Origin of the sequence: Antrihabitans stalactiti (assembly GCF_012932915.1) — a bacterium.
In the GTDB taxonomy this organism is placed as follows: Bacteria; Actinomycetota; Actinomycetes; order Mycobacteriales; family Mycobacteriaceae; genus Antrihabitans; species Antrihabitans stalactiti.
In genome coordinates this window covers 580,623-607,269 of sequence record NZ_VCQU01000004.1, presented here as the reverse complement: position 1 = coordinate 607,269, position 26,647 = coordinate 580,623, and the positions used below count along the sequence as shown (strand labels likewise).

Annotated in this window: 1 protein-coding gene; it reads left to right on the top strand. The window is 65.6% G+C overall.

Annotation, left to right across the window (positions count from 1 at the left end; translation table 11 throughout):
• The first annotated feature begins 128 nt into the window (after positions 1-128).
• A complete protein-coding gene (locus FGL95_RS15075) occupies positions 129-26,627 on the top strand; it encodes a non-ribosomal peptide synthase/polyketide synthase (RefSeq protein WP_169588106.1) in 26,499 nt (8,832 codons plus the stop codon).
• The last annotated feature ends 20 nt before the right edge of the window (positions 26,628-26,647 follow it).

The window sequence follows — 26,647 nt, the reverse complement described above, 5'->3', positions numbered from 1 at the left end:
CCAAGCGATGTAACGCGGCGTCCGAACGCCTCGATTGCCCCGTCCGTACGCCCGCTGTCAGCAACTTGGCAGGTTAGCCAGTGCATTCGTCTGCCTTTGAATGTGCTGTCGCGTGAGAGGAACCAAAGATGTCGGATCGTAACCCCGGTCGACCAACGCTGACGGTCGCCGACATTCCGCGTTTGGTCGCGGCTGTCGCCGAGTGTGAGCCGGAGCGGGCGGTGGTGGTTTTCGACGGTGTGACGGTGACGTATCGCGCTTTGGCCGAGCAGTTGCAGGCGATGGATGCGGCGATGGGTGGGGCGTTGCCGGCCGAGGCGTTGGTGCCGGTGGTGCTGGGTGATGTGGTTCCGGGGTTTGTGGAGTCGGTGGCGGGTGGGCTCGACGGGGTGGTCGAGGCGATCGTGTCGGATGCGGTGTCGGTCACCGATATCGGCGGCGGTGCGTCGGCGGCCGTCGATGTGGTGGAGACGTTGGTCGCGGCGTTCGAGCGTGCGGTGGCGGCGTCACCGGATGCGGTGGCGTTGGTGTTCGGTGACACGACGCTGACGTATGCGGAGTTCGATGCGCGGGCGAACCGGTTGGCCCGGCATTTGATCGGTCTCGGGGTGGGTCCGGAAACCCGGGTCGGGTTGGCGGTCCGGCGGTCGGTGGAGTTGCTGGTCGGGATGTACGCGATCCTCAAAGCCGGGGGGGCGTATGTCCCGATCGATCCGGATCACCCGGTCGAGCGGATCGAGTACGTGCTCGACACCAGCCACCCGGTGGTGGTGCTGAGCACCGCCCGTGACGAATTCGCATCGTCCTCGACGGTGCCGGTGGTACGGCTCGACCAGCTTGATGTGTCGGAGTTCTCGCCGGATCCGGTGACCGATGCGGACCGCATTGCTCCGTTGCGGCCGGAGTCTGCGGCGTATGTGATTTTCACGTCCGGGTCGACGGGTCGCCCGAAGGGTGTGGTGGTGTCGCATCGGTCGGTGCTGAACTATCTGACCTGGCGCCAGGATCAGTACCAGCTCACCAGTAGTGATGTGGTGTTGCAGAAGACGCCGTTCACTTTCGATGTGTCGGTGTGGGAGTTGTTCTGGCCGTTGCAGGTCGGGGCGTCGTTGGTGATTGCGGAGCCGGACGGTCATCGGGATCCGGGGTATTTGGCGGCGACGATGATCGAACACGGTGTGACGGCGGTGCATTTCGTGCCGTCGATGTTGTCGGTGTATGTCGGAGAACCCCTTGCGGCGCGGGTGTCGTCGTTGCGGTACGTGTTCGCGTCGGGGGAGGCGTTGCCGGCGCAGGTGGCGGCCCGGTTGCGCGAGATCAGTGCCGCTCAGTTGCACAACTTGTACGGGCCGACCGAGGCGGCGGTGGAGGTCAGCTACTACCAGGTCACCGACAAGGATGTGGCGTCGATCCCGATCGGGTTGCCGGTGGCGAACACGGAGTTGCTGGTTCTCGATGACGGGTTGCGCCCGTCGCCGACCGGGGTGGCGGGGGAGTTGTATCTGGCCGGGGTGCAGTTGGCGCGGGGTTATATCGCGCGCCCGGATTTGACGGCGGATCGGTTCGTGGCGAACCCGTTCACCGCGGGGCAGCGGATGTATCGGACCGGGGATCTGGTCCGCCGCCGCGGCGACGGGATCATCGAGTATCTGGGGCGCACGGATTTTCAGGTCAAGATCCGCGGTCTGCGGATCGAACTCGGCGAGATCGAGGGGGTGTTGCGCGGCGCGGACGGGGTCGTCGACGTTGTCGCCGCCGTGCACGCCGACCCGCATGCCGGTGACCAACTGGTGGCCTATGTCGTCCCCACACCCGGGACCGAGGTCGACTCCGACGCTTTGGTGTCGGTGGCGCGGCATCAGTTGCCGGACTACATGATCCCCGCGTTGTTCATTCCGCTCCCTGCTCTACCGCTCAACCCCAGCGGCAAACTGGACCGCAAAGCCCTGCCGGCACCGGATTTCACGGTGCTTGCGCAGGAATACCGGGCACCCGAGACACCCACCGAGGAAATCCTGGCGAAGCTGTTCGCCGATTTGTTGGGTATCGACCGGATCGGCGTGGACGACGACTTCTTCGCTCTCGGCGGCAACTCGCTGATCGCAACCCGGGCGATCGCTCGAATCAACACCGACTTCGGGGTCCGCATCGATGTGCGGGACTTCTTCGAAGCCCCGACGGTCAGTCAACTCGGCGCCCTGGTCGATACGACCCTGGCGACGGTGGGCTCGGAGGCCGGTCAGCGCGCGCTGGTCGCCCTGGAGCGCCCGGATCGGGTGCCGCTATCGCTTGCCCAGCAACGGATGTGGTTCCTCAACCGGTTCGACACCACCTCGGCGGTGAACAACATCCCGGTGGCGGTCCGGTTGTCGGGTGCGTTGGATGTGGCCGCATTGCGGGCCGCGGTGAGCGATGTGGTGGAGCGCCACGAAGTGTTGCGCACCGTCTATCCCGCCGCCAACGGTGTCGGCTGGCAGCAGGTGTTGCCCGCCGCGGAAGCCGGGGTGGATGTGTCCCCGATCGCGGTCACCGAAGACGAGGTGATCGGTCGGATCATCGCCGACGTGTCGGCGGGTTTCGATGTCACCGTTGCGGTTCCGGTACGGGCACGGCTTTACCAAATCTCCAGTGCGGTGGACGAATACGTCCTTGTCTTCGTCGTGCATCACATCAGTGCCGACGGTTTCTCGATGGGCCCGCTCACCCGGGACGTGATGGTCGCCTACGCCGCGCGGGTGCAGGGGGATGCGCCGGGGTGGGCGCCGTTGGAGGTGCAGTACGCCGACTACGCGTTGTGGCAACGCCAAGTCCTGGGCAGCGAAGACGACCCGACCTCGATCATCGCCCGCCAGGAGGCGTACTGGTCGACAGCATTGGCCGATCTGCCCGATCAACTGGACCTGCCGCGGGATCGGCCGCGGCCGGCGGTGGCGTCCAATCGTGGTGCCGACTACGAGTTCGACCTCGACCCCGATCTGCGGGCCGGTCTCAATAGCTTGGCGCAGGCGCATGGTGCGACGTTGTTCATGGTCGTGCACTCAGCGTTGTCGGTGCTTCTGTCGAGGTTGTCGGGGTCCGACGACATCGCGATCGGCACTCCGGTCGCCGGGCGTGGTGAGGCAGCGCTCGACGATCTGATCGGGATGTTCGTCAACACGTTGGTGTTGCGGACGCGCGTCGATGGATCGGCGACTTTCGCGGAAACCCTTGCAGGAGTGCGGGAGCGGGATCTGGGGGCATTCGGTCACGCGGATGTGCCGTTCGAGCGCCTTGTCGAGGTGCTCAACCCGGCCCGCTCGCAAGCGCGGCATCCGCTCTTTCAGGTGATGCTGACGTTGCAGAACCTGGGTCAGACGGCGTTCGAGTTGCCGGGCCTGACTGTCTCGGCGGTCGACGTCGCGGTGGATACGGCGAAGTTCGATCTGGCGTTGACCCTGGTCGAGGTCGACGACGGGCTGCACGCCCACCTTGCCTATGCGACAGACCTGTTCGACCGGTCCACTGTGGCCGGGTTGGCGGATCGATTTGTCGGCCTGCTGCGGACAGTGGTCGCCGACCCCGCGGTCGTTGTCGGTGACGTCGAGTTGCTCGACAGCGTGGAACGCAGTCTCGTTGTCGACGAATGGAATTCGACCGACCATCCGGCGGACGCGGCAACTCTGCCCGAGTTGTTCGACGCGGCGGTCGCACGCACTCCCGATGCGACTGCAGTCGTGTTCGAAGGCCAGGTCTTGTCGTATGCGGAGTTCTCGGCGCGGGTGAATCGGCTTGCCCGGTACCTGATCTCGGTCGGCGTCGGTCCGGAGTCGTTGGTCGGGGTATCGATTCGCCGGTCCACCGATCTCCTCATCGCAATGTATGCGGTCCTGGAAGCGGGCGGTGCCTACGTGCCGCTCGACCCCGATCACCCGGCGGAGCGCACCGCGCACGTGCTCGCCACAGCGGCACCGGTCTGTGTATTGACCACAGCGCGTGACGAATTCGTCGGCGCAGGGGACAGCTCTGTCTATCGGATCGACGACCTCGACCTCTCCGGCATCGATGCGGCACCGATCACGCCCATGGAGCGGCTGACTCCGTTGCGGCCGGACAACACCGCGTACGTGATCTTCACCTCGGGGTCGACGGGTCGGCCGAAGGGGGTGGCGGTCAGCCACCGCGCGATCGTGAACCAGATGCTGTGGATGCAGGCGGAGTATCGGCTCGATTCCACCGACACCGTGTTGTTCAAGACCCCGGCGACGTTCGACGCGTCGGTGTGGGAAGTGTTGTGGCCGTTGCTCACTGGTGCCCGACTCGTCGTGGCACGTCACGACGGTCACCGGGATCCGGCATACCTGCTCGACGTGATCGCCGCCGAGAACGTCACCACCGTCCAGTTCGTGCCGTCGTTGCTGGCGGTGTTGCAGGACAGCATCGGCGACACCGGCATCCCCGGACTACGTCGCGTCTTCGCTGGTGGTGAAGTGTTGCCGGCAGGGTTGGCGACCCGATTCGCCGAGTCGACCGGCGCCGCCGTCCACAACCTCTACGGGCCGACCGAGACCACGGTGCAGGTCACCCGCCGACAAAGCCGGGCCGACGATGTGGTGGCGGTCCCGATCGGCGCCCCGGTCTTCAACACCCAAGCCTACGTGCTCGACGCCCGGCTGCGCCCGGTTCCCGTCGGTGTGGCAGGCGAGCTGTATGTCGCCGGAACCCAATTGGCCCGCGGATATGTCGGCAGCGGACGTTTGACCGCGGACCGGTTCGTCGCCAACCCCTTCGCTGAAAGCTCCCGGTTGTATCGCACCGGTGACCTGGTCCGCTGGACCGCCGCCGGGGAACTGGTTTATGTGGGGCGCACCGATTTCCAGGTGAAGCTGCGCGGGTTGCGGATCGAGCTGGGTGAGGTCGAAACCGCGCTGCTCGCGCACGAGTCGGTCGCCCAGGCTGTCGCGGTGGTCCGCAGCGACGACCGCCTCGGTGAACGTCTCGTCGGCTACGTCGTCCCACCCGTTGGCGTCGAGGTCGACGTGCCCGCCCTGCTCGAGGCGGTCGGGCGGGCGGTGCCGTCCTACATGGTGCCGGATGCGGTGGTTGTGCTGCCGGAGTTGCCGCTCAACGCCAACGGCAAGTTGGATCGGAAGGCGTTGCCGGCGCCGGTGTTCGAGGCGCGGGAGTTCCGGGCTCCGGTGTCGCCGACCGAGCAGGTGGTGGCGGCGGTCTACGCCGAGGTCCTCGGTATCGACCGGGTGGGTTTGGATGACGATTTCTTCGATCTGGGTGGGAACTCGTTGATCGCCACCCAGGTGGTGGTGCGGATCGGGTCGGCGCTGGACGTGCAGCTCGGGGTCCGGGAGCTGTTCGAAGCCTCCACGGTCGAAGGCCTGGCGGCACGTGCGGAACGCGCGGCCGGTGCCCCGGCGCGTCCCCCGCTGGTCGCCAAGGAGCGTCCGGATCGGCTGCCGTTGTCGTTGGCGCAGCAGCGGATGTGGTTCCTCAATCAGTTCGACACCACCTCGGCGGTGGACAACATCCCGCTTGCGGTGCGGTTGACCGGGGACCTCGATGTTGTGGCGATGGGTGCGGCGGTGTCGGATTTGATCGGCCGGCACGAGGTGTTGCGCACGGTCTATCCGAACACTGCGCAGGGTCCGCATCAGGTGATTCTGCCGGTGTCGCAGGCGGTTCCGGATTTGACGCCGGTGCAGATCACCGAGGGCGAGTTGCTCGGGCGGGTCCTCGATCTCGCCACCACGGGATTCGATGTGACCGTCGAGGTGCCGTTGCGGGCAACGTTGTTCGCGCTGGGTGACAACGATTTTGTGATTGTGTTCGTCGCGCACCATGTGGCGGCGGATGGGTCGTCGATGGCGCCGTTGGCGCGGGATCTGATGACGGCCTATGCGGCGCGTGCGCATGGGGAGGCGCCGAGTTGGGCGCCGTTGCCGGTGCAGTATGCCGATTACGCGATCTGGCAACGGGAACTACTCGGTAGCGAGGACGATCCGGATTCGGTTGCTGCCCAGCAGGTGTCGTACTGGAGAACGAAGCTGGCAGGGTTGCCGGACCAGTTGGATCTGCCGAGTGATCGACCGCGTCCGGCGGTGCAGTCGTTTGTCGGGAAGTCGGTGTCGTTCGGCATCGACGCCGAGACCCATCGGGCGTTGTCGGCGTTGGCGCGCAGCCGGAATGCGTCGATGTTCATGCTCATGCACACCGCGTTGGCGGTGCTGCTCGCCAGGCTCAGTGGCACCGAGGACATTGCGGTCGGGTCGCCGATCGCGCGGCGTGGCGAGCGGGCCCTCGACGACCTGATCGGGATGTTCGTCAACACGTTGATCCTGCGCACCGAGGTGGCCGGGCACACCAGCTTCGACGAGCTGCTGGCGGCGTCGCGGGAATCGGATTTCGAGGCGTTCGCCCACGCTGATGTGCCGTTCGAGCGGCTTGTCGAGGTACTGAATCCCGCGCGGTCGACGGCACGGAACCCGTTGTTCCAGGTCGGGTTGTCGTTCCAGAACGTGGCGCAGGCCTCCCTCGAGTTGCCCGGGTTGCATATCAGTGGGGTGGAGTTCGACACCCAACTGGCGAAGACCGATCTGCAGTTGACGTTGGTGGAGCAGTACGACGACACCGGCGCCGCCGCGGGCATTCACGCTGAATTCAGCTACGCCACCGACCTGTTCGACCCCTCCACTGTGGAGGAGTTCGCCGACCGGTTCGCACGAGTCCTGGCCGCGGTCCTCGCCGATCCGTCGATCCCGGTCGGGGATATCGAACTGCTCGACGACACCGAACGCACCACCGTGCTCGACGCCTGGAATGCGACCGATCACGCCCTCGACGCCGCACTGACGTTGGTCCCGGCTTTCGACGCCCAGGTCGCCCGGACCCCCGACGCCACCGCCGTGGTGTTCGAGGGTGAGCGGCTGACCTACGCCGAGTTCGATGCTCGAGTCAATCGTCTTGCCCGGCATCTGATTTCCCTCGGTGTCGGTCCCGAGTCGCTGGTCGGTCTTGCCATGCGCCGCTCGACAGAGCTGCTGGTGGGCATGTACGCCGTCGTCAAAGCCGGCGGCGCCTACGTGCCGATCGATCCGAGCCATCCCGCCGAGCGGACGGTCCACGTCCTCGATACCGCGGCACCGGTGTGTGTCCTGACGACCGAGGATGACGGTTTCGCCGCACCGAGCGGGGTGACGGTGCTCGACATCGGCGCGCTGGATCTCAACGACCTGGACGCGTCGCCGATTGCCGACAGCGAGCGCCTGTCGCCGCTGCGCGCACGCAACACCGCGTACGTGATCTTCACCTCGGGTTCGACCGGACGGCCGAAAGGTGTTGCGGTCACTCACGAGGCGATCGTCAACCAGCTCGAGTGGATGCAGTCCGAGTACGGACTTACCACCGAGGATGTGTATCTGCAGAAGACGGCGACGACGTTCGACGTCTCGCTGTGGGGTTACTTCCTGCCGCTTCGGGTGGGGGCAACGCTGGTTCTGGCGACCCCGGACGGGCACCGCGACCCGGGCTATCTTGCGGAGACGATCGCCGAACACGCGGTGACGGTGACCGATTTCGTGCCGTCGATGCTGGCGGTGTTCGCCGCCTATGTCGATGCCGACCGGGTCGGGTCGTTGCGGCAGGTGTTCGTCATCGGTGAAGCGCTGCCCCCGGAGACGGTGGCAGCGTTCGCACGACTGAGCCCGGCGGCGGTGCACAACCTGTACGGACCGACCGAGGCTGCGGTGTCGATCACCTATTGGCCCGCGACCGGTAGTGGTACGACCGTTCCTATCGGTCGTCCGGAGTGGAACAGTCAGGTCTACGTCCTCGACACCCGACTGCGCCCGGTCCCGGCCGGGGTGGCGGGTGAGCTGTATCTGGCCGGAACCCAGTTGGCCCGCGGGTACGTGGCACGCCCCGATTTGTCGGCGGACCGGTTCGTCGCCAACCCGTTCAGCCCCAATGGTGAGCGGATGTATCGCACCGGTGACCTGGTGTCCTGGCGCGGCGACGGAGTGTTGCACTACATCGGCCGCACCGACTTCCAGGTGAAATTCCGCGGCCAGCGCATCGAACTCGGCGAGATCGAAACCGCCCTGCTCGCACAAGGCGGCGTCAGTCAGGCCGCGGCAGTGGTCCGCGCGACCGGCACCGGTGACCAACTGGTCGGCTACGTCATCCCGGTGCCCGGGTCTGCGCCGACCGCAGCCGAGTTGACCGCCGCACTCGGTGGGTGGTTGCCGTCCTACATGATTCCGTCGGCGGTGTTGGTGCTCGACGAGTTCCCGCTCAACACCAGCGGCAAGTTGGACCGTAAAGCGTTGCCGGAGCCGGTGTTCGAGGTGCGGGAGTTCCGGGCACCGACCACGCCGATCGAGGAGATCGTGGCAGGGGTGTTCGCCGACGTGCTCGGCGTCGCCCGCGTCGGTGTCGACGACGACTTCTTCGCCTTGGGTGGCAACTCGCTGATCGCGACGCAGGTCGCCTCGCGACTCGGTGCAGCGCTCGACTCCCGAGTCCCCGTGCGAGTGATTTTCGAGGCCCCGACAGTCGGGGCGCTGGCGGTGCGGGTCGAAGAGCATGCCGGTGCGGGTGGACGGCCGGCACTGGTGGCGAAGCCACGCCCGGATCGGGTGCCGTTGTCGCTGGCGCAGCAGCGAATGTGGTTCTTGAACCGGTTCGATCCGGAGTCCTCGGCCTACAACCTTCCGGTCGCGATCCGATTGGTCGGCAACCTCGACGTCGACGCACTGCAGTCCGCCGTCACAGACCTGATCGCCCGCCACGAAGTGCTACGCACTGTGTACCCGGAAACGGTCGACGGACCGGTCCAGGTGATTCTGCCTGCCACCGATGTGCCGATCGATCTGACGCCGGTTGTACTGCCGGAGAAGGACCTTCAGGCCCGCCTGTTCGATTTCGGCACCGCTGGTTTCGACGTGACGACCCAGGTGCCGCTCCGGGTTGCGCTGTTCGAGATCGGTGCAGCCGAGTATGTGCTGGCGATGGTTGTCCATCACATCGGTGCCGACGGTTCGTCTGTCGGACCGATGGCACGAGACGTGATGATCGCGTACGCGGCGCGTGCCCAGGGCGAGGCGCCGGGCTGGGAGCCGCTGGCAGTGCAGTACGCGGACTACGCATTGTGGCAGCGCGAACTGCTTGGTAGCGAAGATGATCCGCAGTCCCTGGCCTCGGGCCAGGTGGCGTATTGGAAAACGGCGCTCGCCGACTTGCCGGACCAGCTCGATCTGCCGAGTGACCGGCCGCGACCGGCGTCGCAGTCGCTGGTCGGCCGATCCGTGCCGCTCTCGATCGATGACGACACACACCAGGCGTTGATGGCGTTGGCTCGCAGCCGCAACGCGTCGTTGTTCATGGTGATGCACACCGCCTTGGCGGTACTGCTCGCTCGTCTCAGCGGCACCGACGACATCGCGATCGGAACGCCGATCGCGGGTCGTGGTGAGCGGGCGCTCGACGACCTCATCGGAATGTTCGTCAACACGTTGGTCTTCCGCACACAGGTCGACAGCGACTCGACATTCGACGAGTTGCTCGGCCGCGCGCGCGAGAACGATCTCGAAGTGTTCGCGAATGCGGATGTGCCGTTCGAACGTCTCGTGGAGGTTCTGAATCCGGCGCGATCGACAGCGCGGCATCCGCTGTTCCAGGTGGGTTTGTCGTTTCAGAATCTGGCTCAGACCACCATGGAACTGCCCGGACTGCAGATCAGCGGTATCGAAATCGATCAGCAGATCTCGCAGTTCGATCTACACCTGATCGCGAACGATCGCCGTAACGACGATGGCAGCCCAGCCGGGATCACCGGAATCTTCACCTACGCAACAGATCTGTTCGACGAGTCCACGGTCCAGCGGTTCGTGGACATCTTCGCCCGCCTCCTGAGTGCCGTCGTCGCGGACCCGTCCGTCGTCGTCGGCGACATTCCGTTGCTCGATTCCGATGAGCGCACAACGGTATTGACCACGTGGAATGCGACGGATCGACCGACCGTTCCGGACGCCACTTTGGTGTCGTTGTTCGATGCGCAGGTTGCTCGTGATCCGGATGCGTTGGCGGTGGTGTTCGAGGGTGAGTCGCTGACGTATGGGCAGTTCGATGCTCGGGTGAACCGGCTGGCGCGGCATCTGATTTCGGTGGGGGTGGGTCCGGAGTCGTTGGTGGGGTTGGCGATTCGCCGGTCCACCGATCTGCTGGTCGGGATGTATGCGATCGTCAAGGCTGGTGGGGCTTATGTGCCGATCGATCTCGATCATCCGGCCGACCGGGTCGCCCACATCCTCGACACCGCGGCACCGGTCTGTGTAGTGACCACTGCGCGTGACGGATTCGACGTCGACGGGGACCGGACTGTCGTCCGGATCGACACCCTCGATCTCGGTGCTGTCGATGCGTCGACGGTGACCGATGCGGAGCGGCGTGGTCCGGTGCGACCGGACACGACGGCGTATGTGATCTTCACGTCCGGGTCGACCGGTGTGCCCAAGGGTGTCGCGGTCAGCCACGGCGCGGTAGCGAATCAGCTGCAGTGGAAGCAGTCCGCCTACGGGTTGGGTGCTGGGGATGCGGTGCTGCTGAAAACCGCGGCGACGTTCGACTTGTCGGTGTGGGAGTTCTGGTCCGCGCTGGTCTCCGGTGGCGCGGTGGTGGTCGCGCGGGCCGACGGTCATCAGGACCCGCAGTATTTGAACGAACTGATCGGAACCCACGCGGTGACGGTGCTGCATGTGGTGCCGTCGATGTTGCAGGCGTTGCTGATCGAGTCGGGCGGGGTGCTGGGGTCCTCGCTACGCCAGGTGTTGGCGATCGGTGAGGCGTTGCCCCCGGCGACCGCGCAGCGGTTCCGCAACCACAACCAGGCGCGGCTGGACAACTTGTACGGCCCGACGGAGGCGGCGGTGTCGGTGACCGCCCACCCGGTGTCGGATGCGGATGTGGTGTCGGTGCCGATCGGGTCACCGGAGTGGAACACCCAGGTCTATGTTTTGGATGGTCGGTTGGGGCCGGTGCCGGTCGGGGTGGCCGGTGAGTTGTATCTGGCCGGGGCGCAGTTGGCGCGCGGGTATCACGGAAGACCCGACCTGACGGCGGACCGGTTCGTGGCGAACCCGTTCGGGGCACCGGGTGCCCGGTTGTATCGCACCGGTGACCTGGTCTCGTGGGACGCCTCGGGAAGTTTGCAGTATGTGGGGCGCACCGATTTCCAGGTGAAGGTGCGGGGTTTCCGGATCGAGTTGGGTGAGATCGAGTCGGTCCTGGCGGCTCAGCCGGGGGTGGCGCAGGTGGCGGTGGTGTCGCGTCGGGATTCCCGGACCGGGGATCAGTTGGTGGCCTATCTGGTGGGTGACACGGCAGACAGTGTGGATGCGGCTGTGGTGCGGGCGGCGGCGGTGCGGGAGTTGCCGTCTTACATGGTTCCGGCGGCGGTGGTGGTGTTGGAGGCGTTGCCGCTGACGGTGAACGGGAAGCTGGATCGTAAGGCGTTGCCGGCGCCGGTGTTCGAGGCGGGGGAGTTCCGGGCGCCGGAGACTCCTATCGAGCAGATCGTGGCCCAAACCTTCGCCGAGGTGTTGGGTGTGGATCGGGTCGGGCTCGACGACGATTTCTTCGCGTTGGGTGGGAATTCGTTGATCGCGACGCAGGTGGCGGCGCGGTTGGGTGCGGCGTTGGAGACCCGGATCGCGGTGCGCACCTTGTTCGAGGCGCCGACGGTGGGTGCGTTGGCGGTGCGGGTGGAACAACACGCGGGTGTGGATGGTCGGGCGCCGTTGGTGGCCGGGCCACGTCCATCGGTGGTGCCGTTGTCGATCGCGCAGAAGCGGATGTGGTTCCTCAACCGGTTCGATCCGGAGTCGGCGGCCTACAACATCCCGATCGCGATCCGGCTCACGGGGCAACTGGATTTGGTGGCTTTGCGGGCGGCGGTTGGTGACCTCCTGGCTCGCCATGAGGTGTTGCGCACGATTTACGTTGAAACCGACGGTGTTCCGTCCCAGGTGATCCTTCCGGTCACCGATATGGCGGTGGACCTGACACCGAGCCCAGTGTCCGGTGACGAGGTGATCGCTCGCGTTGGCGAATTGGTGTCTGCCGGGTTCGATGTCACGACCGAGGTCCCGGTCCGGGTCGCGCTGTTCGAAATCGACCCGTCCGAGTTCGTGCTGGTGTTCGTCGTCCATCACGTGGCGTCCGACGGGTGGTCGATGGGTCCGCTCGCTCGCGATGTGATGGTGGCCTACGCCGCCCGCGTTGCCGGTGAGGCGCCGGGGTGGACTCCGCTCGAAGTGCAGTACGCGGATTATGCGTTGTGGCAGCGGGAGGTACTCGGCAGCGAGGACGACCCCGGGTCGCTGATTGCGCAGCAGGAAGCCTACTGGTCGGCCACGCTCGCTGGCCTGCCCGAGCAGTTGGATCTGCCCACCGATCGGCCGCGGCCGCAGTCGGCGTCCAACCATGGCGCGAACGTCGATTTCGAGATTTCCGCCGACATTCACCGGGCATTGCTCGACATCGCCCGTACGCACCATGCGACGTTGTTCATCACCGTCCACACCGCGTTGGCGGTACTGTTGGCGCGGTTGTCGGGGACCAGCGACATTGCGATCGGCACGCCGATCGCGGGTCGTGGTGAACGTGCCCTCGACGATGTGATTGGCATGTTCGTCAACACCTTGGTGCTGCGCAGCGAGGTGCTACCGGGTGAGTCGTTTGCCGAGTTGGTGGGCCGGGTCCGGGAGACGGATCTGCACGCGTTCGGCAATGCCGATGTGCCGTTCGAGCGGTTGGTGGAAGTCCTTGCCCCGCAACGCTCCACAGCGCGGCACCCGCTGTTCCAGGTCATGCTGACGTTCCAGAATCTGGCGGCGACAGAGTTCTCGCTTCCCGGTCTGACCGTTTCTGCGGTCGAGTTCGATGCTGCGGTCGCGAAGTTCGACCTGCAACTGACATTGGCCGAAAACCCCAGTGACGGTGCGGAACCGGCCGGGTTGTCGGCGTCGTTCACCTATGCCACCGATCTGTTCGACGAGTCGACGATGGTGTCGTTCGCGGACCGGTTCGTCAGTGTCCTCGAGGCATTCACCGCCGATCCTGCGACTGCGGTCGGCGATGTGGACTTGCTCCTCGCGGGGGAGCGGGAGTTGTTGGTGTCGTCGTGGGCGCTGGCCCCCGGCGTGGTGGTGGATCCGAACGTGACGTTGGTGTCGTTGTTCGACGCGCAGGTCGCTGCCGCCCCGGATGCGGTGGCGGTGACGTTCGAGGATGTGTCGTTGACCTATGCCGAGCTCGACGGTCGTGCGAATGCGCTTGCGCGGTATTTGATTTCGGTGGGGGTGGGTCCGGAGTCGTTGGTCGGTGTGGTGCTGGGCCGGTCACTGGATGTGGTGGTCGCGATCCTGGCGGTGCTCAAGGCTGGCGGTGGGTATGTGCCGGTGGATCCGTCCTACCCGGCCGAACGCGTCGCCTACACGCTGACCGATAGCGCACCGGTCTGTGTGCTCACCGATTCCGAATCGGCGTCGGCGGTGCCGGAGTCGGTGACGGCCCTGCGAGTGTTGATCGATGAGGTGTCGGAATTCTCCGCCGCACCGGTCACGGACGCAGATCGACTGTCCCCGTTGCGATCACAAGACGTGGCGTATGTGATCTACACGTCGGGGTCGACGGGTCGGCCGAAGGGTGTCGCGGTCGCTCATCGCAATGTGGTCGAGTTGATGGCGAACGCGGCGCCGAAGTTCGGGTTCGATTCCACGGATGTGTGGACGATGTTCCATTCGCCGGCGTTCGACTTCTCGGTCTGGGAGTTGTGGGGTCCGTTGCTGTTCGGTGGGCGGTTGGTGGTGGTGGATTACTTCACCTCCCGCTCGCCACAAGATTTTGTGGAACTGGTGCGCCGTGAAGGCGTGACGGTGCTCAACCAGACCCCGTCGGCGTTCTACCAGTTCGCCGAGGCCGACCGCGTCGCCACCGAAGCCGAGACCGCCGACGCCACGGAACTTGCGCCGTTGGTGTTACGCCACATCGTGTTCGGTGGTGAAGCGCTGGATCTGGGCCGGTTGTCGGGGTGGGTGGCCCGCCACGGTGACGCCGGTCCGCGGTTGGTGAACATGTACGGCATCACCGAGACCACGGTGCACGTGTCGTTCCAAGCTCTGACCGCGGAGATGGTGGCTGCGGGCGGTGGGTCGGTGATCGGTCGTGGCCTGCCCGGGTTGGGTGTGTTCGTGCTGGACGCGCGCTTGTCGCCGGTGCCGGTCGGGGTGGCCGGTGAGGTCTATGTTTCCGGGGCACAGCTGTCCCGAGGGTATGTCGGTCGGGCTGCGCTGAGCGCGGGCCGGTTCGTGGCTAATCCGTTCGGGGACCAGGGTTCTCGGCTGTATCGGACCGGCGACGTGGCGCGGTGGACCGCGGCTGGGGTGCTCGAGTACGCGGGGCGTTCGGATGCGCAGGTGCAGTTGCGTGGGTTCCGGATCGAGTTGGGCGAGATCGAGTCGGCGTTGATCCGGTGCGCGGGTGTCGCGGATGCGGTGGCCATCGTGCGGACCGACGAGCGCACCGGTGATCGCCTGGTGGGGTATGTCGTTCCCGAGGCGGGCGCCACGCTGGAACCAGCACAGATTTCGGAGACCGTGGCGGGGTTCTTGACCTCCTACATGGTGCCGGATGCGGTGATGGTGCTCGAGGCGTTGCCGTTGACGGGCAACGGGAAGTTGGATCGTAAGGCGTTGCCGGCGCCGGAGTTTGTGTCCGACAAGGTGTTCCGGGCGGCTGAGACCGAGGTCGAGCAGATCATCGGTGAGGTGTTCGCGCAGGTGCTCGGGGTGGACCGGGTCGGTGTGGATGATTCGTTCTTCGCGTTGGGTGGCGACAGCATCGTCTCGATTCAGTTGGTGTCGCGGGCGAAGGCGCGGGGTGTGGTGTTCTCCCCGCGAGATGTGTTCGAACGCAAGACCGTTGCCGGTTTGGCCGAGGTCGCCGTGCTGGCGGCGGATTCGGTTGCTGTTGTCCTGGAAGAACTCCCAGGCGGCGGTGTCGGGTGGCGGCCGTTGACCGCGATCGAGCGGTCGGTGATCGAGGGTCCGGGCGGGTTCACCCGCAACTCGCAGACGATGATGGTGGAGTTGCCGGTCGGGATCGACCGTGCCGGCGTGGTGTCCACGATCGCGGCGGTGCTCGATCGCCACGACATGTGGCGCTCACAGTTGGTGCACGACCCCGAAACCGGTTGGGGTGTAACAACTTTGCCGGTGGGGTCGGTGGATGCCGACACCCTGGTCACGGTCATGGACATCGACCCTGCCGCCGACGAATCGACGACCGAAGCAGTGGGGTCTGCGGCGTTGGACGCGGCGATGGGGTGGTTGGACCCGGTCACGGGCCGGATGGTGCGGTTCGTCTGGTTCGACCGCGGCCCGACACTGACGGGTCGGTTGCTGATCGTGGCCCACCACCTGATCGTCGACGGGGTGTCGTGGCGAATCCTGGTGCCCGACTTCGTGACCGCCTGGGCCCAACTCTCGGCGGGGCAAACCCCGGCTCTACCGGCAGTCGGCACATCGATGCGGCGCTGGGCCCACGCCCTCGTCACCGAAGCCTCCACACCATCTCGGGTCGCGGAACTGGGCTGGTGGCAATCGGTCCTGCACGGTCCGGACCCGGTACTGGGGTCGCGAGCGTTCGACCCGGCCCGCGACGTCGTCGCCACCGTCGAGCGGTTGCAGGTCCGGGTCCCGGCCGACGTGACCGCCGCGGTGCTGAAAACCATCCCCGGGTTGTTGCGCGGCGGCGTCAACGACGGACTACTGACTGCCTTGGCAATGGCGGTCGCGGCGTGGCGCGCCGAGCGCGGGGTCACCCAATCGGCGACGTTGCTTCAGCTGGAAGGTCATGGTCGTGAGGAAGAGGTGATCGCCGGGGCGGACTTGTCCCGCACGGTCGGGTGGTTCACCACCGCGTTCCCGGTCCGACTCGACCTGACCGGGATCGATATCGCTGACGCGCTGGCGGGTGGCCCGGCAGCGGGGGCCGCGCTCAAACGAGTGAAGGAAGCGTTGCTGGCGATTCCGGACAAGGGCCTCGGGTACGGGTTGCTGCGGCATCTCAACCCCGACACCGCGCCGGTGCTGGCCGCACTGCCGGATGGGCAACTCAGTTTCAACTACCTCGGCCAGGTGTCGCTGGACGGTGTGCCCGACGAGGTCGCCGGGTTGGGCTGGACCCCCGCTGGTGGGTTGGGTGAGCTCAGTGCCCCCGGTGATGCGGATATGCCGGCGAACAAGGTTGTCGATATCAACGCCATCGTCACCGACGAGGACGGTGGGGGGCAGTCGTTGGGTGCTTCGTTCGCCTACGCCTCGCAGGTGATCTCGGGTGACGCGGTGCAAAGGTTGGCGGAGTTGTGGGTGGCGGCGTTGACCGCACTCGCGGCCTACGCGTCCTCGCCCGGTGCGGGTGGGTTGACGCCGTCGGATCTGAGTTTGGTGTCGTTGGGACAAGCCGAGATCGAGGAGTTCGAGTCCCGCTTCGACGGTGTGGTCGATGTCTGGCCGTTGGCGCCGTTGCAGTCGGGGTTGATGTTTCACGCGATGCTCGCCGGGGCCTCGGTGGACATGTACTCGATCCAGGTGGTGCTCGATCTGTCCGGTGCGCTCGACGCCGGGCGGTTGCACGCGGCGGCGCAGGCGGTGCTGGATCGGTACCCGAACTTGCGGACCGCGTTCCTCACCGACGCCGATGGCACTCCGGTGCAGGTGGTGCTCGATCACCTCGACGTGCCGTGGCGTGAGGTGGATCTGACCACGTTGCCGGAAGGGGAGCGGGAAGCGGCGTTGGCACAGTTGTTGGCCGCCGATCAGGCCACCAACTTCGACCTCGCCAGCCCGCCGTTGCTGCGGTTCCTGCTGGTGACCGTCGGTGAGGGTGTGTTCAAGCTGGTGATGGCCAATCATCACATCCTGCTGGATGGGTGGTCGATGCCGTTGCTGATGAAGGACCTGCTGGTCCTGTATGCCACGCACGCCGACCCGGCGTTGTTGGGTCGGGCGCGGCCGTATCGGTCCTACCTTTCCTGGCTCGGTGAGCAAGACCCCGCCACGTCGCTGCAGGTCTGGGCCAACGCGCTCGACGGAGTCGACGAGCCGACGCTGCTTGCGCGCTCCGGAGCGGGCCTGGCGACCACGCAACGAACAGGCGAAGTCGTTGCCATCGTCGACGAGCAGATTGCAGCGGGACTGACGGCGCTCGGTGCCCGTCTGGGCATCACTGTGAACACTGTCGTGCAGACCGCGTGGGGTCTTCTCCTCGGAAGACTCACCGGCCGCACCGATGTCGTGTTCGGTGCGACGGTGTCGGGTCGACCACCGCAACTCGCGGGTGTCGAGTCGATGATCGGTCTGTTCATCAACACCGTGCCGGTCCGGATCCAAATCAAGCCGTCGGAATCCCTCGAGGACCTACTCGTCCGCGTGCAGCGTGAGCAGGCCGACCTACTCGAGCACCATTACATTCAGCTTGCTGATATTCAGCGAGTCACCGGCACCGGATCGTTGTTCGACACGCTGACCGTGTTCGAGTCCTACCCGGTCGACACTGCCGGATTGGCCGAGCAGGCCGGTGCCATCGAGGGCCTGACGATCGACGGCGTCACCTCCAACGACGCCCCGCACTACCCGCTCTCTCTGCTGATCACCGCTGCTGCCCAGATGCGCATCTCCGTCGAGTACCTGCAGTCGCTTTTCGGCGAGGCGGAGGTGAAATCGATTGTCGAGCGGATGCTGCGAATCCTCGAGTCGATCACCACCGATCCGACGACAGCGGTGGCCGATCTCGATGTCCTCGACGCCGACGAACGACGGTTGGTGCTCGAGGAGTGGAACGCGACAGAGCATTCCGTTCACGGCGACACGACGCTCGTTTCGTTGTTCGACGAGCAGGTCTTGCGGTCGCCGGAATCCGTTGCGGTCACCTTCGACGGTGAATCGTTGACCTACGCGCAGTTCGACGCGCGCGTGAATCAACTTGCCCGCTATCTGATTTCGCGTGGGGTGGGTCCGGAGGCGTCGGTAGGCCTGGGTATTCGCCGATCAGTCGAACTGCTCGTGGCGATCTATGCCGTCGTGAAGTCAGGTGGGGCCTACGTGCCCATCGATGTCGATCAGCCTGCCGATCGGATCGACCACATACTGCAGACGGCATCGCCCGTGTTGGTGTTGTCGACACAGCGCGACAGTGTCGATTTCCACGCGAGCATTCCGGTAGAAAATGTCGAGTCGCTCGATCTCGCCGACTTCTCCGACTCGCCGGTGACGGACGCTGAGCGGATCGTGCCGCTGCGTGCTGCGAATCCGGCGTACGCGATCTTCACGTCAGGATCGACGGGTCGGCCGAAGGGAGTCGCGGTATCGCACGCGGCTGTCGTGAACCAAGTCCTGTGGTTGACGCACCGATTCGACATGTCGGGCGCAGACACCGTTTTGCAGAAGACGCCGTTCACCTTCGACGTGTCTGTGTGGGAACTCTTCGGAACGTTGATCACCGGTGGCCGCTTGGTCATCGCGGCGCCGGATGGCCACCGTGATCCCGAGTACATCGCCGACGTGATCGATGCCGAGTCGGTGACGATGGTGTCCTTCGTGCCCTCGATGCTCGCGGTCTTCGTCGACAGTCTGACTCCTGGGCGGTGCGGATCGTTGCGGGTGATCCAAGCTGCGGGTGAAGCACTCCCGACCGCAACAGTGCGAAGTGTGCGAAAGCTGCTGCCCGGCGCCGAAATTCACAATCTCTACGGTCCAACAGAGTTCGCCGTGCACGCGACTGCCTCTTCGCTCCTGGAGGATTCGGGTTCCGCGGCGCCGATCGGTACCCCTGTGTGGAATGCGCAGGTGTACGTGCTCGATTCAGGGTTACGTCCGGTGCCGATCGGTGTGCCCGGGGAGTTGTACCTCGCAGGCCAGCAACTGGCACGCGGCTATGTCGCGCGGCCGGACCTGACTGCCGACCGGTTCGTCGCGAATCCGTTCGGCGCGGCCGGCGCACGGTTCTATCGCACCGGCGACCTGGTGTCGTGGCGGGCGGATGGACAGCTGATCTACATCGGCCGCACCGACTTCCAGGTGAAGTTGCGCGGATTGCGTATCGAGCTCGGTGAGATCGAAGCCGTGTTGGTCGCAGAAAATTCGGTGTCGCAGGCCGTCGTGCTGGTTCGCGCCGATCAGTTGGCTGCGTATGTGGTGCCAGCCGCCGACGCCACCATCGACGTGGCGGAACTGACCGCGGCAGCGGCGCGTGAGTTGCCGGAATACATGGTGCCGGTGCATATTCGGGTTCTCGATGAGTTGCCGTTGAACGCATCGGGCAAGGTGGATCGTAAGGCGTTGCCAGATCCGGAATTCACCAGCGCGACAGCGTTCCGTGCCCCGCAGACAGAGATCGAAACCGTGATCGCCGGGGTGTTTGCAGACGTCCTCGGTGCTGAGCGAGTCGGCGTGGACGATTCGTTCTTCGCCCTCGGTGGCGACAGCATCATCTCGATCCAATTGGTGTCGCGGGCAAAGGCTCGAGGTGTGGTGTTCTCCCCGCGCGATGTTTTCGAGCGGAGGACAGTTGCCGGACTGGCCGAGGTCGCGCAGCTGACGGAGGATTCCGTTGCTGTCGTGCTCGAAGAGTTGCCGGGTGGCGGCGTTGGCTGGATGCCGTTGCTGCCGTTTGCGCGGTCTGTAGTCGAAGGACCGGGAACCACGGACCGGAACAGCCAAACGATCTCGGTGGTGTTGCCCGTCGGGATCGAGCGCTCCGGGATCGTGAAAACCATTGCCGCAGTTGTCGATCACCACGATGTGTGGCGATCGAGGCTAGTCCGTGACAACGCAGGTCTGTGGGGACTGGACGCCGCGGCACCGGGTGCGGTGGATGTGGATGCGTTGGTGGATCGGGTCGATATCAGCGCTGTCGATGACGCCTCGATCGCGGCGATCGCGTCTGCGGCGCTGGATTCTGCGCTCGGTCGGTTGAGTCCGACGGGCGGCGTCATGTTCGCGTTCGTGTGGTTGGACCGCGGGCCCGATCGTGCGGGTCAGCTGTTGATCGTGGCCCATCACCTCGTGGTGGATGGGGTGTCCTGGCGAATCTTGTTGCCAGACTTCGTCACTGCGTGGGCGCAGATCGCGGCGGGCCAGAGGCCGCAGTTGGCGCCGGTCGGTACGTCGATGCGGCGTTGGGCGTACGCGTTGGCCGACGAGGCGATATCGGCCGAGCGGGTGGCCGAACTGCCGGTGTGGCAGCGGATCCTCGACGGGCCGGACCCCTTGTTGGGTTCGCGGCCGTTCGATCCGACTGTCGACGTCGTCGCGACGGTCAAGCGGGTCGAGGTCCGAGTTCCTGTCGATGTGACCGCGGTGTTGTCGACGACGTTGCCGGGCTTGTTCCGGGGTGGCATCAACGACGGTCTGCTTGCCGGTCTGGCGCTGGCGCTTTCGCGTTGGCGTCAATTGCGGGGAATCGCCGTCGAGCCACCGCTGATTCACCTCGAAGGTCACGGTCGTGAAGAAGCTGTGGTGCCGGGAGCCGACCTGTCACGAACGGTCGGCTGGTTCACCACCGGATACCCGGTGCGACTGGGTCTGGACGGCGTCGACGTCGTCGATGCCATCGACGGTGGCCCGTCGGCTGGTGCTGCGATGCGAGCCGCAAAGGAAGCTCTGCTGGAGGTCCCGGACAGGGGCATCGGCTTCGGGTTGCTGCGCTACCTCAACGCCGAGACGGGCGAGCAGTTGGCCGGTAAACCTGACGGCCAGATCAGTTTCAACTATCTCGGCCGGGTCGGTGGCGAAAGCGTGCCGGATGCGTTCGCAGAACTGGGCTGGCTGCCCGGCGGCGAGTTGACCGAGGTGGCCGCAGAACTCGATCCCGATATGCCTGCGAACCGGATCGTCGACATCAACGTCGTCGTCGCGGACGCTCCCGACGGTGCGGCACTGTCCGGGTCGTTCGCTTATGCGTCCGAGGTACTTTCGGAAGCTGATGCCACGGCGCTGGCGGAGCTGTGGGTCGAGTCGCTTGGCGGATTGGCGACCTATGCGCAGCGTCCTGACGCGGGTGGTTTGACCCCGAGTGACGTTGCCCTGGTGTCGGTATCGCAGCAGGATCTGCTCGAGTGGGAGCGGCGGTTCGGTCGCCTGGTCGATGTATGGCCATTGGCGCCGTTGCAATCCGGGTTGTTGTTCCATGCGCTGTTGGCGCAGGCGTCGGTCGATGTGTATGCGGTCCAGGTCGTCATCGACCTTGCCGGCGTTGTGGACGCGAGCCGGTTGCGTGCCGCGGCACAGGGTGTGCTGGACCGGTACCCGAACCTTCGGACCGCTTTCGTCACCGACGCTGCCGGTGCCCCGGTGCAGGTCGTCGTCGAGTCGGTGGACGTTCCGTGGCGGGAGGTCGATCTGAGTGAGCTAGCCCCGGAGGATCGCGACCGCGCCCTCGCCGACGTGCTCATGACCGATCAGGCCACCCATTTCGATCTCGCCCAACCGCCCCTGATCAGATTTACCTTGGTCAAGACTTCCGCGGATACCTACAAGCTCGTGGCGTCGAATCACCACATTCTGCTCGACGGCTGGTCGATGCCGTTGCTGATGAAGGACTTGCTGGTCCTGTACGCGACGCGCGGGGATGCGTCCGTATTGGGTCGCGCGCGGTCGTATCGGTCGTATCTGGCCTGGTTGACGCAAGAGGATCCGGCGGCGTCGTTGCTGGAGTGGTCGCGGGCGCTGTCCGGCGCGGAGCCGACCATCTTCGTGCCGAGCGATCCTGCTGCGGCAGTGACGACTCGTACAGACGATTACGCCGTGGGCCTCGAAGAGGACGCGACGGCTGCGCTGGCGTCGTTGGGTGCGCGGCTGGGTGTGACGATGAATACGATCGTCCAGTCGGCGTGGGGAATGTTGTTGGGCCGGTTGACCGGTCGCGATGACGTGGTGTTCGGTGCGACCGTGTCGGGTCGTCCGCCGCAGTTGCCCGGCGTGGAGTCGATGGTCGGCTTGTTCATCAACACGCTGCCGGTGCGAGTGCGATTCGATGCGAACGAACCCGTCGAGTCGTTGTTGGTGCGGTTGCAGGGCGAGCAGGCGGACTTACTCGATCACCATTACGTGGGTCTGGCCGACATTCAGCGTGCCGTAGGTGCGGGAGCGTTGTTCGACACCTTGACTGTGTTCGAGTCCTATCCGGTGGACGCTGCTGGGTTGGCCGAACAGGCCGGTGCTATCGAGGGGATGTCGATCGAAGGCATCGCATCCAACGATTCGCCGCACTACCCGTTGTCCCTGATCGTCGGTGCGGGAGCACAACTGCACCTCACCTTCGAGTTCCTGCCGTCGGTGGTGGCGCGCGACCAGGTGGCGTTGATCGCGGACCGGTTCGTGCGGGTACTGGCAGCGGTCGCGGCGGATCCTGCGGTGGTGGTCGGCGATATCGATCTGCTGGGTGCAGCCGAGCGTGAGCGCGTGCTGCGAGAGTGGAATTCGGCTGGGGTCGAGGTCGATTCGGCCCTGACGTTGGTGTCGATGTTCGACGCGCGCGCGGCAGCGAACCCCGATGCCGTGGCAGTGGTATTCGGTGGTGAGCGGTTGTCGTACGGCGAGGTCGCTGCGCGGTCGAACCGTCTTGCGCGGTACCTGATTTCGGTGGGCGTCGGTCCGGAGAAGTTGGTCGGCGTGGTGCTCGAAAGGGATGCCGAACTGGTGGTGACGCTGCTGGCGGTCATGAAGGCCGGTGGCGGATACGTGCCGGTGGATCCGACCTACCCTGCGGACCGAATCGCGTACACGTTGACGGATTCTGCGCCGGTGTGTGTGGTGTCGAGTTCAGCTGTGGAGGTGACGATTCCGGAGACCGTGCCGGTGGTGTTGGTCGACGAGATCGATGTATCCGGGTTCGATGCCTCCGTCGTGACCGACGCGGATCGGGTGGCGCCACTGCGGTCGTCGAACGTGGCGTACGTGATCTACACGTCGGGGTCGACCGGGCGGCCGAAGGGCGTGGCGGTAGCTCATCGCAATGTCGTGGAGTTGCTCGCGAATACGCAGCCGCTGTTCGAGTTCGACGAGAGCGACGTCTGGACGATGTTCCATTCGTACGCCTTCGATTTCTCGGTGTGGGAATTGTGGGGTCCGCTGACTCGGGGTGGGTCCGTCGTGGTGGTGGACTACCTCACTTCGCGTTCGCCCGCCGATTTCGTGGCATTGGTGGCGGCGGAGAAGGTCACGGTGCTCAACCAGACGCCGTCGGCGTTCTATCAGTTCGCCGAGGCACAGCGGTTGGTGGAGGCCGAATTGTCCTTGCGCCACGTCATTTTCGGTGGCGAGGCACTCGATCTCGGGCAGTTGTCGCGCTGGTTCCAGCTTTACCCTGATGGAACGCCGCGCTTGGTGAACATGTACGGGATCACCGAGACGACGGTGCATGTTTCGTTCGTGACGGTCACGCCGGAGGATGCTCGCACGGGAGCGGCGTCGGTGATCGGTCGCGCGTTGCCGGGGTTGAGTGCTGTGGTGCTCGATGCGCGGTTACGTCCTGTCCCAGTGGGTGTGCCGGGCGAGATCTACGTGCAGGGTGAACAGCTGTCGCGAGGTTATGTGGGGCAGCCAGGCTTGAGTGCGGGCCGGTTTGTGGCCAATCCGTTCGGTGGTCCAGGCGAGCAGATGTATCGCACCGGAGACATCGCGCGGTGGAACTCCGACGGACAGTTGGAGTACGCGGGTCGTAGTGACTCGCAGGTGCAGTTGCGCGGGTTCCGCATCGAGTTGGGTGAGATCGAGGCGGCCATGGGAACTGCGGCGGGTGTGGCGCAGGCCGTTGCTCTGGTGCGCTCCGATGACCTTCTCGGTGATCGGTTGGTCGGGTACGTGGTCCCCGAGGCTGGGGCGGACGTGGATCCGGCAGCCGTAAAGGAGTTCGTGTCGGAGTTCTTGACCGGTTACATGGTTCCGGAAGCGGTCGTGGTGCTGGATGCCTTGCCGCTGACGGCGAACGGCAAGTTGGATCGCCGGGCACTGCCTGCGCCGGAGCTCCTCAGTGACAAAGCATTTCGCGCGCCCGAAACGGAGACCGAGGCGACGATTGCCGAGGTGTTCGCGGAATTGCTCGGGGTCGAGCGGGTCGGTGTCGACGATTCGTTCTTCACCCTCGGTGGCAACTCGCTGTCCGCGATGCGCCTCGTCGCGCGGCTGAACGAGGTATGTAACGCCGACATCGGGGTGCGTGACATCTTCGAATCACCCACTGTCGGTGCACTGGCAGGCCGGGTGGTCGTGGGTTCGGCAACCGGTGGGCGCCTTCCGCTCACCCGCATGGAACGTCCGGACCCGATTCCGTTGAGCCTTGCGCAGCAACGGATGTGGGTGCTCAACCAGCTCGACCCTGCCTCGTCGGCCTACAACGTCGCGTTGGGTCTGCGGCTGACCGGGACACTCGACGTCGCGGCGCTGCAAGCCGCGGTCGCCGATGTCATCGACCGGCACGAGTCCTTGCGGACTCGATTCCCGACGATCATCGACACCCCGCGCCAGGAGGTGCTGGGAACGGCCGAAGTGGTCGCGACCTTGGATCTCGCGGCGGACGAACCCGCCGATCCGATTGCGCGGGTGTCCGAAGTGATGGGGGCCGGATTCGATGTCGCCCGGCAGGCGCCGGTGCGGGTCAGCTTGATCCGGCTGGGCACCGAGGATTATGCATTCGTCCTCGTGGCCCACCACATCGTCATGGACGGTGCATCGTTGGCGCCGCTCGCCCGCGACATGGTCACGGCCTACGTCTCGCGCGTCGCCGGCGCGCCACCTGCGTGGCAGCCACTCGCGGTGCAATACGTCGACTACACGCTCTGGCAGCGCGAAGTGGTGGGCACCGTCGACCAGGCGGATTCGCCTGCTCAGCGTCAGCTTGAGTATTGGCGTGAGGCTCTGGCGGGTGCCCCGGAACAACCGATCCTGCCGACGGACCGGCCTCGCCCAGCGGTGCAGTCCATGCGTGGTGAGGTCGTCCGCGTCACGGTGCCCGCCGAGGTGCACGGTCGGCTGATCGACGTCGCGACGTCCCGACAGTCGTCGCTGTTCATGGTGTTGCACGCCGGTCTCGCCGTCTTGCTCGCAAAGACATCGGGGACGAGTGACATCGTCATCGGCGCGCCGCTCGCCGGCCGCGGTGAGCGTGCCCTCGACGACCTCGTCGGCATGTTCGTCAACACCGTTGCCCTGCGGACGCCGGTCGAGCAGCCGGAAAGGTTCGGCGATTTCCTCGCGCGAATTCGCGAGACCGACCTTTCGGCGTTCACCAATGCCGACATCCCGTTCGAACAGGTTGCGGACGCGGTGGTCAGCCGTCGGCAGAGTGATCATCATCCGTTGTTCCAGGTCGCGCTGGCCTTCCAGAACCTGGAGCGGTCGTCGTTCGAGCTGCCAGGATTGGCGATCACGACACTCGACGGCGCCGAATCTCCGGCGAAGTTCGACCTGCAACTCGAGGTGCACGCCGAGCACAACGACGACGGGTCACCCGCTGACGTGTCGGTCGCGATCACCTACGCCGTGGATCTGTTCGACGCCTCGACGGTCGAAAAGTTCGGGCAACGGCTCAACCGGGTGCTAGCGGCAGTCGCCGCCGATCCGGACGTGGCGATTCGCGATATCGACCTGCTCGATGCGCAAGAGCGTGAGCAATTGCTCGCGGCCAGCCGAGGTGACTCGGTCGAAGCAAGTCCGGTCGTCAGCAGTGGCACCGCGCTCGCCGGAGTCGTCAGTGCTGCGGTCGAGGACGATCCCGAGGCCCCGGCGCTGGCCAGGGGCGAGGATGAACTCACCTATCGGGAACTCGACCAGCGGTCGTCCCAACTGGCGCGCGCCCTCATCGGCCGTGGTGCCGGACCGGGGACTGCCGTCGCGGTGGCGCTCGGCGGATCCATCGACTCGGCGATCGCGAGGTGGGCGGTTCTCAAGACCGGTGCCGCGGTCCTCGGGGTCGACTCTGCGCAGGTCGCCGACACCGAGGCGGCGAGCTGGCCGGTGCCCGTCGAACTCGGCATTGCGGCGGGCAACGGTCAGCGGATCGAGGGTGTGCAGTGGCTGATCCTCGACGATCCGACGTTCGCGGCAGAGGTCGGTGGACTGCCCGGCCACCCGATCACCTACGTGGACAGGAGTCGAGCGCTGCGCGGCGACGACCCGATGTTCGTCGATGCCAGCGATTCGCGCGGGATCGTAGTTGCCAGCTTCGATGCGGTGGCAGCCGCGGTGAACCGCGTGCACGCCGAATCGCCGGTCGACTTCGAGTCGCGCACCTCGTTCGTGGGTGACCCCAACTCGGCGGGTGCGATGCTTGAATCAGTGGTCGCGGCAGTCGCGGGTGCCACATCTGTCGTCGTCGGTAAGGAAGACGACATCGACAACGCGATCATCGACGGCTGGGTGACCCACCTCTTCGCGGCGCCGCAACTCCTCGGTTCGATCGATGTATCGGATTCCGAGGATCTGGAGGCCGTACTCGTCGTCGGCGGTCGCATGCCCGCTGCCGACGCGGGACGTTGGGCGGGCCGGTCGATAGTGGAGATCGAACGGGTGTTGGAGAATTGAGCCGTTGACCGTCGTAATCA

Coding starts and splice junctions, on each gene's coding strand:
- FGL95_RS15075 (WP_169588106.1), top strand. CDS start 129: ATGTCGGATCGTAACCCCGGTCGACCAACGCTGACGGTCGCCGACATT.